At 68.5% G+C, this 10,637-nt stretch carries 8 protein-coding genes; 6 read left to right on the top strand and 2 right to left on the bottom strand.

The window, feature by feature from the left end; translation table 11 throughout:
• From ACTQWE_RS10000 to ACTQWE_RS09980, 5 genes are all read left to right on the top strand, one after another.
• The coding region (locus tag ACTQWE_RS10000; RefSeq protein WP_441921674.1) for a TerB N-terminal domain-containing protein at positions 1-1,821 on the top strand (1,821 nt) is incomplete at its 5' end.
• A 76-nt stretch (positions 1,822-1,897) separates the two neighbouring features.
• Positions 1,898-3,286, top strand: a complete 1,389-nt coding sequence (locus tag ACTQWE_RS09995) for an ATP-binding protein (RefSeq protein ID WP_441857167.1) — start codon at positions 1,898-1,900, stop codon at positions 3,284-3,286.
• Positions 3,287-3,300: 14 nt separating this feature from the next.
• Positions 3,301-5,712 (top strand): DEAD/DEAH box helicase, encoded by a 2,412-nt coding sequence (locus ACTQWE_RS09990; RefSeq protein ID WP_441921672.1) that lies wholly within the window; start codon positions 3,301-3,303, stop codon positions 5,710-5,712.
• Positions 5,713-5,808: 96 nt separating this feature from the next.
• Complete coding sequence (locus ACTQWE_RS09985; RefSeq protein WP_441857163.1) at positions 5,809-6,372, top strand: hypothetical protein; 564 nt, start codon at positions 5,809-5,811, stop codon at positions 6,370-6,372.
• A gap of 15 nt (positions 6,373-6,387) precedes the next feature.
• Positions 6,388-7,386 carry a DMT family transporter gene (locus ACTQWE_RS09980; protein WP_441857161.1) on the top strand — a complete coding sequence of 333 codons (999 nt, stop codon included), beginning with the start codon at positions 6,388-6,390 and terminating at the stop codon, positions 7,384-7,386.
• Here ACTQWE_RS09980 and ACTQWE_RS09975 read toward each other — a convergent pair.
• Positions 7,383-8,570: an aldo/keto reductase gene (locus ACTQWE_RS09975; protein WP_441857159.1), complete on the bottom strand. Its 1,188-nt coding sequence runs from the start codon at positions 8,568-8,570 to the stop codon at positions 7,383-7,385. The two genes, ACTQWE_RS09980 and ACTQWE_RS09975, sit on opposite strands and share 4 nt — an antisense overlap.
• A gap of 158 nt (positions 8,571-8,728) precedes the next feature.
• Between ACTQWE_RS09975 and ACTQWE_RS09970 the strand changes: the two genes are divergently transcribed.
• Positions 8,729-8,950, top strand: a complete 222-nt coding sequence (locus ACTQWE_RS09970; protein ID WP_090845196.1) for a hypothetical protein — start codon at positions 8,729-8,731, stop codon at positions 8,948-8,950.
• Positions 8,951-8,975: 25 nt separating this feature from the next.
• Here the strand turns inward: ACTQWE_RS09970 and ACTQWE_RS09965 are convergent, their stop codons facing one another.
• Entirely contained in the window at positions 8,976-10,271 is a 1,296-nt protein-coding gene (locus ACTQWE_RS09965; RefSeq protein WP_441857157.1) for a peptidase U32 family protein, read from the bottom strand.
• Positions 10,272-10,637 lie beyond the last annotated feature (366 nt).

The raw sequence follows: 10,637 nt of genomic DNA, 5'->3' as shown, positions 1-10,637 counted from the left end.
GCCCCCGCGGGGCAATATGCCCCCCCCCCCCGGCCCCGCCGGCCCCCCGCGGAGCTTCCGCCCCGGCCGCGCCCCACGCACGGCGACGCACGGCGCCAGCGCAGCTGGCTGGACGAGCTCGACGCGCCGCTCGACGCGGACGGCCCCTCCTCCGGCTGGCCGTACGACGGCTGGTCGTGGCCCCACCCGGACGCCGCGCCGTCCCGCCCGCGGCAAGACGCCCGCAAGGCGGCCGCGCGCGCCGGCAGCAACCTGCCGCAGACCCTGCGCGAGCTGCGCCGGCTCGAAACCTCACCGCAGCTCGACGGCACCAGGCTCACCGGCGTCAGCCTGTTCGTGGCACAGGCGTGCCTTGCCGCCGACTACGAGGACGATTCCGCCCCGTCGCCTTTTGGCGTTAGGTACCGCTACAGCGTCTCGTACCGCGACCTCTCGAACGAGGAGCTCCGCGGCTACTTTGCGTGGCGCACCACGTGGCGCGCGCACCGCGAGGACCGCATCCCCTACACGTACGGCCACATCCTCGCGGCGGAGCTCGTGAACGGTGTCGGCGCAAAGCCCGGCATGCCCTGCCTGAAGGAGCTGATCCGCCTGCGCGACCGCGCAGCGGAGCTTGACTCGGACGGTATGGCCTCTGACCTCGCATTCGACGCGCGCCGCTGGATCCGCGACTACGCGGTGCTCCACAACCTCCCGGCAGAGCTCGCCACCTCGGCGGACGAGCGCGCCTTCGCCAAAGCCGTCGCCACGCTTCGCACGGCGGAACGGGCGGTCCTCTGCGAGGCCGGCGCCCGCGACCTCACGCCGCAGGACATGCCCGCGCACGTTCCCTCCGACGCAGACGTCTGGAAGGCGATGGCCGCGCTGTCCTCGTACAACGTGGAGCGCTCACCGTTCCTGCGAAACAACCCCCAGTCCGCCGCCGCGGTCGGCGCGGCCGTGTTCCGCGCGCTTGCCAGGCACTGCGGCAAGCGCCGCAAGACCAACCTGGTGGACGGCCTCGTGGGATGGGAGTCCAACGTCGGCTGGTTCCCGTTCCCGGACCTCCCGTGCACGCTGCCCAAGGAGCTGCCCTCCCCCACGTACCGCATCGACGCGTGCACGCGCGTGACCACGCTCGCCGGGCGCTGGTTCATCCGCCGCGGCTACGAGCACGCGGGCAAGAGCCGCGACCTCGGCCGCATCCTGCGCGCCATGGACCGCCAGATGCGCGAGGACTGGGACGACCCACGCGCCCTCAAGCCGCGCCCCCTCGCAAAGTACCTCGAGAAGATCATCGTCCAGGCGTCCGCGGAGCAGCGGCAGCGCGAGCTCGAGGCAGAGAGCCGCAAGATCGTGATCGACCTCTCTAAGCTCGGTGGCATACGCGCCGCGGCGGCCACCACCCGCGAGGCCCTCCTCGTGGACGAGGAGATCGAGGACGAGCCAGCCGCGCCCGCACCAGCCGCGCCCGTCCCCACGGCGCAGCCGTCGCACGCGGGTGAGAAGGGCATCGCCCCCTCGGCCGCGACATCGCCCCTTGCCGGCGGCACAATCTCGGCGGATGCGCCGGCCGCGCAGGGCGGCCCGGACGATGCGGCCGGCGGGGACATGCCATGCGGCCTGGACGAGCTCGAGCTCGAGGTCATCGCGCGCGTGTCCGAGGGCAGGGGTTTCTCGGACCTGCTCGGTCCGGGAAAGCCCATGGCATCCGTGCTGGTGGACTCCATAAACGAGAAGCTGTTCGACGAGCTTGGCGACACGGCGATCGAGTACGTCGACGGCGAGCCGCGGCTCGTTGCGGACTACGTCGAGGACGTTCGCGACATCTGCGGTCTCTAAAATTGCCAAAAGAACATCTGTTCTATTTCTCCTCCATGGTCTACAATGGTTGGTCACACCATAAGGAGGGGGTCCCATGGCAGCTCAACAGCAGAGGCGCGTGCCCAAGCGCATCGCGGCGGTGATCGTCAACTCACTCAAGGGCGGCGTCGTCCCGCGCATCGGCCTTCCCTACATCACGGTCGGGCGCGAAAGAGAGATCGCGGCCCTGCTGCATGACCTAGACCTTGTGTCGGAGGGCGGGGCAAGCTTCCGCTTCGTCGTGGGTCGCTACGGCGCCGGCAAGAGCTTCCTGCTTCAGACCATCCGCAACCACGCCATGGGCAAGGGCTTCGTCGTGTGCGACGCGGACCTCTCGCCGGAGCGTCGCCTGCAGGGCGGCAACGGCCAGGGCCTCGCCACGTACCGCGAGCTCATACGCAACCTCTCCACCAAGACGCAGCCGGAGGGCGGCGCCCTGAACCTCATACTCGACCGCTGGGTGTCCAACGTGGAGTCCCAGGTCACGCTCGAGGACGGCATAGGCCCGGACGCGCCCGGCTTCTCGGACGCCGTCGAGCGCCGCATCCTCACCACCATCCGCAACCTGCAGGAGCTTGTGCACGGCTACGACTTCGCGCGCCTGCTCACCATGTACTGGCGCGCCCACCTCGAGGGAGACGACGACACAAAGGCAAGCGTCACGAAGTGGTTCCGCGGCGAGTTCCGCAACAAGACGGAGGCGCGCCAGGAGCTTGGCGTCAACATCGCCATAGGGGACGATGACTGGTACGACTACCTCAAGCTGTTCGCCACCTTCCTGCGCGGTGCCGGCTACCAGGGTCTCATCGTGCTTGTGGACGAGCTCGTGAACCTCTACAAGATCCCAAACGCGATCAGTCGCCAGTACAACTACGAGAAGATCCTCACCATGTACAACGACACCCTCCAGGGCAAGGCGCACTACCTCGGCATCATCATGAGCGGCACGCCCCAGTCCATAGAGGACCGCCGTCGCGGCATCTACTCGTACGAGGCGCTGCGCAGCCGCCTCACGCAGGGGCGCTTCGCCCAGGGCGGCCTCGTGGACATGCTCGCGCCGGTCATCAGGCTGCAGCCGCTCACGCACGAGGAGCTCCTCGTCCTCATCGAGAAGCTCGCGGACATCCACGCCGGCCTCTTCGGCTACGAGCGCAGCGTCACGCAGGAGGACCTCGTACGCTTCCTGCAGGTCGAGTATGGGCGCGTCGGCGCGGACACCCACCTGACGCCCCGCGAGGTCATTCGCGACTTCGTGGAGATGCTCGACATCCTGAGCCAGAACCCCACGCTCACCGTCGACGCGATGCTCCAGAGCGAGGAGATGAACGCCCCCGTGCAGACTCCCGTCGAGCAGCGCGAGGAGGCGGCCGCCTCGCCCCGTGCGAAGAGCGTTCCCGCGTCTAGGGAGGAACGCACCGACGACTTTGCGGAGTTCAGCATCTAGCAGACGGGGAAGACATGTCCACCTTCGATCGCTACGCGCCCTTCATACAGGACTTCATCTACGAGCACGACTGGCAAAGCCTGAGGTCGGTGCAGGTTGCGGCGGCTCAGGCGATATTCGACACGGACGAGAACGTCCTTCTCACCGCATCCACGGCGTCCGGCAAGACGGAGGCCGCGTTCTTCCCCATACTGACCGAGTTTTGGGAGGATCCGCCCGCGTCAGTCGGCGCCATCTACATAGGCCCCCTGAAGGCGCTCATCAACGACCAGTTCATCCGTCTCGAGGACCTGTGCGCCGAGGCAGACATACCGGTCTGGCACTGGCACGGCGACGTTTCCCAGTCCCACAAGAGAAAGATGATGAAGCGCCCCTCGGGCATACTCCAGATTACGCCGGAGTCCCTGGAGGCGATGCTCCTGCACCGCCACTCAGCCATAGGGCGCATATTCGGTGACCTTCGGTACGTCGTGATAGACGAGGTTCACTCGCTGCTGCGCGGGGACCGCGGGGACCAGTGCCTCTGCTGCATCGAACGACTCAGTAGGCTCGCCGGGGTAAACCCCAGGCGCATAGGCCTCTCCGCAACCATCGGCGACCCCGTCGCGACCGGACGGTACCTGAGCGCCGGCACGGGGCGCGGCTGCGTCATCCCAAAGCTCGAGGGCCCGAAGGAGCGCTGGCGCATATCCATGGAGCACTTCTACACGTCCGGCCCCCAGGCGCCCGAGCGTGGGTCCGACGGCCTCGGGCACGACGCGAGGGACGCGGGGGCACCCACGTACGAGATACCGACGGGACTTGCCAGGGAGGAGCGCGTTCCCTCCCCCGAGCAGCGGGCGGAGGACGTCGCGGAACGCCCGCTCCCCGACCCGGAACAGCCCGCGGCGGAGGCCCCCACCGACGCCGCCCCCGTATATGCGGACCCGGGGCTCGCATACGTCTTCGAGCACACGCGCGGCCACAAGTGCCTTGTGTTCGCGAACTCCAGGGAGGAGGCGGAGTCGGTCTGCACCACGCTCAGGCAGTACTGCGAGGCAATGGGCGAGCCGGACCGCTTCCTGATTCACCACGGTAACCTCTCCGCGAGCCTACGCGAGTCGACCGAGGAGATAATGCGGGAGGAGGACGCGAACCTCACGACCGTCACGACCGCCACCCTCGAGCTCGGCATCGACATCGGCCGACTCGAGAGGGCGTTCCAGATCGACGCACCGTTCACGGTGAGTTCGTTCCTGCAGCGCATGGGCAGGACGGGCAGGCGCGGACAGCCGAGCGAGATGTGGTTCCTCATGCGCGAGGACGAGCCGGAGTCGCGCGCCCTCCTGCCCGAGACCATACCGTGGAAGCTCCTCCAAGGAATCGCCCTCGTCCAGCTCTACGTCGAGGACCGCTGGGTCGAGCCGCCACGGTTGGACGGCCTTCCCTACAGCCTGCTGTACCACCAGACGATGGCCACGCTCGCAAGCTCCGGCGAGCTCTCCCCCGCCGAGCTCGCACGCCGCGTGCTCACGCTGACGCCGTTCCACAGGGTCTCGGCGGACGACTACCGAGTGCTCCTGCGTCACCTCATATCGATCGACCACGTCCAACAGACCGAGGAGGGCGGGCTCATCGTCGGCATCGCCGGCGAGCGCGTGACGAACAACTTCAAGTTCTACGCCGTTTTCAGCGAGGACGAGGAGTTCACGGTACGGAGCGAGTCGCAGGAGCTGGGCACCATCGTCCAGCCGCCACCCGTCGGGGAGCGCATCGCCATCGCCGGGGCGACGTGGGTGATCGAGGAGATCGACTACAAGCGCCACCTCATCGAGTGCTCTCCCGTCAAGGGCAAGGTGCCCGCCTACTTCGGCATGGTAGCCGGCGACGTGAACACTCGCATCCTCGAGCGCATGCGCCTCGTGCTGCGGGAGGACAGGATGTACCCATACCTCCGTCGGAATGCCCGCGCACGGCTTGAGCAGGCGCGCCACGTCGCAAGGAACGCCCACGTCACGACGGAGCCGCTCATCTGCGTTGGCGGTACCGCGTGGTGCCTCTTCCCCTGGCTCGGAAGCTATGCGTTTCTCGCCCTCGAGCGCCTCATCAAGATCAAGTGCGCGACAGAGCTTGGACTGAAGGGACTCGACTCCTCGCGCCCCTACTTCATGCAGTTCACCATGAGGGCGGACGCCAAGACGTTCTACCGGGTCGTGAAGCGCGCGGCGGCGTCGCTCTCGGACCCGCTCGAGCTCGTCTACCCCGGCGAGGTGCCCTGCTTCGACAAGTACGACGAGTTCGTCCCGGAGGAGCTCATCCGCAAGGGGTTCGCATACGGGGTGCTCGACGTCGAGGGGATGGTCGATCGCGTGTTGGGATGGCCGGACGCGCCCGAGAGCGACCAGGAGGGGCTCCTTCCCGGCATGGCCCACCGGCTTTCGAACTAGCCGTGCGCCGACGCGACGCCCCGCATCGCCGCGGGGGTGCGCGGCCGGCGGCAAACCGCTAAGGTAGTGCAGGCAGGAATCAGATGGGAGGTTCTCATGGCGCAGGACGAGAAGAGCAAGGCGAACGGCAAGGGCGGCGGCCCCAAAGGCGCCCAGATGGCAGCCTCGAGCCAGAGGGGGATCGTGATTGCCGCCCTCGTCGCGACGCTCGTGGTCGTCTACCTCCTTCAGAACGTCGCGAGGCTCGACACGACGACCACGTTCCTCATCGGTCTCGCGATCCTCGTGGTCATCGTCCTCGCGGGGCTCTTCGTGATGACGACCATACGTAAGACGCGCATGAAGCTCGACGTGAAGGACACGTGCAACCCCATCCTCGAGCGGTACAACCGCACGGGCGACGTGGCGAGGCTGCTCTCAGACTACGAGTCCTGGACGAGGGGCGAGTACGACCCCAGCCTCGTCGCGCAGTTCACGCAGGCGACGGTCGACGCCCTCGTCAACACCGGCCACGAGAAGCAGGCGAGGCGACAGCTCAAGGTGCTTGGCGAGGTCGTGGGAAGGGACCAGCGCTCCCAGCAGGAGTATGCGAAGTACCGGGAGCAGTGCGAGTCAAGGCTCAGGAACGTGAAGAGGGAGATGCGCAAGGCGCGCAGGTAGGGTTTGGTGCAAAAGGTGTCAGAGAACGCTTCGCAGGCAACCATAGGCGCGCGCGAGTCGCACAGGAACTCCTTCCTTTCCAGCACGGGAGGCGTGCTGGCGCTTGCCATGGCGAGCTGCCTATTGTGGGGCTCCGCCTTCCCATGCACGAAGATAGGAAACGTCCTGTTTGGCATAGCGTCAAGCGCGACGTCCTCCCAGCTTCTGTTCGCGGGCGTGCGCTTCTTCGTCGCCGGGTGCATGGTGGTCGTCGCCATGAGCGTCATGAGGGGTCGCCCGCTGCTGCCGAGGGCGACTGACTGGAAGGCGATCCTCTGTCTGTCGCTCTTTCAGACGGTGCTCCAGTATGGGCTGTTCTACCCTGGCCTGTCGCGTGCGTCGGGCGTCGCAAGCTCCATCATCGAGGCGAGCGCCTCCTTCATCGTTATCCTGCTCGCCGCGCTCGCCTTCAGGCAGGAGCGGCTCGACGCACGCAAGGTCATCGGGTGCGTCGTCGGCTTCGCGGGCGTCCTCCTCGTGAACCTGCAGTCGGGCGGGACCCTAGAGTTCAGCCTCGCGGGCGAGGGGCTCGTGTTTCTCTCCACCATCGCCGCGGCGATGTCGAGCTGCCTCATCAGGGAGTTCTCGAAGCGCCACGACCCCGTGCTGCTGAGCGGGTGGCAGTTCCTCGTCGGCGGCGTCGTGCTGACGGCGATCGGCCTTGCCACGGGAGGCAGGCTCCAGCCGTCCCGGCCGGCCGCGCTCGCGCTGCTTGCGTACATGGGCTTCATCTCCGCGGCCGCCTACACGATGTGGTCCATGCTGCTCTCGGCAAACCCCGTGTCGCGCGTTGCCGTGTTCGGCTTCATGAACCCCGTGTTTGGCGTGGTGCTCTCGGCGCTGCTGCTGGGGGAGGCGTCCGCGATCGACCCGCTTCGCGCCACGGTCGCGCTCGCGCTCGTCTCCGTGGGCATCGTGATCGTGAACCGCGACCCGCGTGCGCGCCAGGCCGCGCGGAAGGGAGAGCGCCCCTAGCCGAGGGCGAACTTCCTGGCCACGACGCCCGCGATGCGGTAGTGCAGGGGCCTGAGGTCACGGTCCGCCTGGGGAAGCGCGTCGCGGATGGGCAGATGCTGCGGGCAGTGCGACTCGCACTTTCCGCAGCGCACGCACTGCGTGGCGAACGCGGGCTCCTTCCGCAGGCTCACGACCTGCCAGTACTCCTTGCAGCCGGCGGACTTGCCCTCCGTGTACATCTGGTTCCAGCAGCGGAAGGCGGAGGAGATGTCCACACCCTTCGGGCAGGGCATGCAGTAGCCGCAGCCCGTGCACCCGATGCGCATGCTTCTTCCCACGATCTCCTTCACGCGTGCGATGAGGTCCCGGTCGGCCTGGCCAAGGCAGCCGACGTCGGCCTCGCTCGCGACGCGGCAGTTCTCCTCCACCATGGACTCGCTGTTCATGCCGGACAGGACGCACGTGACCTGCGGCTGGTCGTAGAGCCAGCGCAGCGCCAGCTCCGCGGGGCTCCACCCGTGGGCCTCCTCCGCTATGAGCGACTTCGCCTCACGGGGAAGCAGGTCGACGAGCTTGCCGCCCCGAAGCGGCTCCATGATGATGACCGGGATGTGCCGCTCGGCCGCGGCAAGAAGCCCCTCTCGCCCGGCCTGGGCGTGCTCGTCCATGTAGTTGTACTGGATCTGGCAGAAGTCCCAGTCAAAGGCGGCGAGCACCTTGAGGAACATGTCCGTGTTGCCGTGGAAGGAGAAGCCGATGTTGCGGATCTGGCCGGAGGCCTTCTTGCGCGCAATCCAGTCGCGGATGCCGAGCTCCTCGAGCTTGTGCCACGCGGCGACGTCCGTGAGCATGTGCATGAGGTAGTAGTCCACGTGGTCCGTCCTGAGGCGACGGAGCTCCTCGTCGAAGTAGCGGTCGATGGCCGACGCGCTGCGGATGAGGTACTGCGGGAGCTTCGTGGCGATGTTCACGCGGTCGCGGACGCCGTTGCCGTCAAGGACGCGGCCGAGGAGCTCCTCGCTCCCCGGGTAGATGTAGGCGGTGTCGAAGTAGTTGACGCCCAGCTCGATGGCGCGCATGATCTGGCGCTCCGCCGCGGGGTAGTCGATGGCGCCGCCTGGGCCAGACGTGCGCCTGAAGCGCATGCAGCCGAAGCCAAGGAGCGAGAGCGGCTCGCCGTGCCTGTCGTTTCTGTACTGCATGCGGGGTCTCCCATCGACGCGTTGCGTTGCGCGGACCGCCGGCGGCGGCGCGCTATGGGAAGTATAGCGGGCGATGTGAGAAGTGCGCGACGGGCCGGCCGCGGCGCGCCCGGAGGGGTACACTCCTCCACATGAGACCAACGACAGGGAGGCACGCCATGCCGAAGAGCATTCTGATTAAGGACACCACGCGCGAGGAGCGCATCGAAATCGTGAGGCGGGGGCTGGACTGGTGCGGCGACGGGTCGTGCGAGCAGTGCTCCGGCTGCAGCATGGGCGTGGGGTCGATCGACGCCATGTACCTGCCCTACATCGAGGGCGAGCTCGAGCTGGCAGAGGTGAACATGCGCCACGCCGCCGACCACTACACGCTGGCGTAGCGCGCGACGCGGCGGCCGTGCACGGCTACTGCTTGAGGCAGAGTATGTCGAGCGGCTCGAGGGCGAACGGCAGCACCGTGCGGTAGCGCTCCATCGCGCGCGAGAGGTCCGGCGCCGGCACCCAGGTCTGGAGCTCGGCGTCGAAGCGCTCGAGCGCGCCGAGCCGGCACTCGCGGATGGGCTCGCGCGGGGAGAGCACCTGCAGGACGGAGCCGGCCGCGGCCTTGTTGCGGCAGAGCACCTCCGTCATGTAGCGCGGTCCCGAGGCGGCGTCCGCCGGCAGGGCCACGCTCTTCTCGACCGTGGCCACCATCAGGCGGTCGCGCTGGTACTCCACGCGGCCGGGGTTCTGCGTGGGGTTGCCATAGAAGAAGCCCGTGGAGTACGGGCGGTGGCTCACGGCGTCCAGCTCGCCCATCCAGGCGGAGGCCGGCTCGCCGTCGAGCACGTGGCGGTAGGCGTTCGTGACGCACGCCGTGTAGTAGGCGCCCTTCGCGCGGCCCTCGACCTTGACGGCGGCGACGCCCGCGGCGGCAAGGTCGTCCAGGTGGTCGAGCATGGCAAGGTCGTTGGAGCTTAGGATGTAGCTCCAGGAGCCGTCCTGCTCCACGGGCATGCGGCGCACGTCCGGGCGCGACTCCTCTACCAGCGTCCAGCCCCAGCGACACGGCTGCGTGCACGCCCCGAAGCTTGCGCCGCGCTCGCGGCCGACGAGCTCGCTCGACAGCAGGCAGCGGCCGCTCACGGCCATGCACATGGAGCCGTGGGCGAAGACCTCGAGCTCCAGCGACCCAAACCCGTCCGCGTCCAGGCGGCGGCGCACCTCCGCGACCTCGCCCACGCTCATCTCGCGCGCAAGGACGACGCGCCGTGCGCCCAGGCGGGCGTACTCCTCTGCCGCGAGCGCGTTCATGACGGAGGCCTGCGTGGACACGTGGAGCTCCACGTGTGGCGCGTACCTGCGCAGGAGCGCCATGGCGCCCGGGTCCGCCACGATGGCGGCGTCCACCCCCGCCTGGTCCACGAAGCGCAGGTAGTCTGGCAGGGCGTCCACGTCCGCGTCGCGCATGAGCGTGTTGAGCGTGAGGTGGACGGCGACGCCGGAGGCGTGCGCCAGGCGGACGGCCTGGGCAAGCTGGTCGCGGTCGAAGTTCTTGCTGCGGGCGCGCATGCCCCAGCTGCGCCCGGCCAGGTAGACCTCGTCCGCGCCAAAGTGGATGGCCTGACGCAGCTGCTCTGGGCCGCCGACGGGCGAAAGCAGGCGCATGGGGCGGCGGCCGGCGGGGGCGGCGGGCTTGGACGTGTTGTGGGCGCTGGTCATGATGGGCGGACTCCCGGGCTTGCGATGGATTGCGCGCGACGCACGCCGCGCGCGACGTATGCGGCCTGCACAGTCTAGCGCATGGCGGCCGCGGACGGCGCGGCGCCGGGCGCGGCCACACGGACTATACTCGTGCCCATGGGCGGACGCGCCGCACGTGGCGCGCAGACGGACGCAAGGGAGCGAAGGTGGCTGCACGGCACGCGGCACGGGACCGCAGCAACGCAAAGGCAGGCGCAAGCGAGGGGCACGCCCGTCACGCGGGGCACCTGGCGCAGGGCGCGCCGGGCGAGAAGGACGGCCGCCGTCCCCGCGGCGCCCACCGTGGGCGAACGGCCGCCGTGGCCGCGGCGATCGCCGTGGTCG

The sequence above is a fragment of the Parafannyhessea sp. LCP19S3_B1 genome, from assembly GCF_052121955.1.
GTDB lineage: Bacteria > Actinomycetota > Coriobacteriia > Coriobacteriales > Atopobiaceae > Parafannyhessea.
The sequence above is the reverse complement of the archived record's forward strand: the minus strand, read 5'-3'. Positions and strand labels throughout refer to the sequence as shown.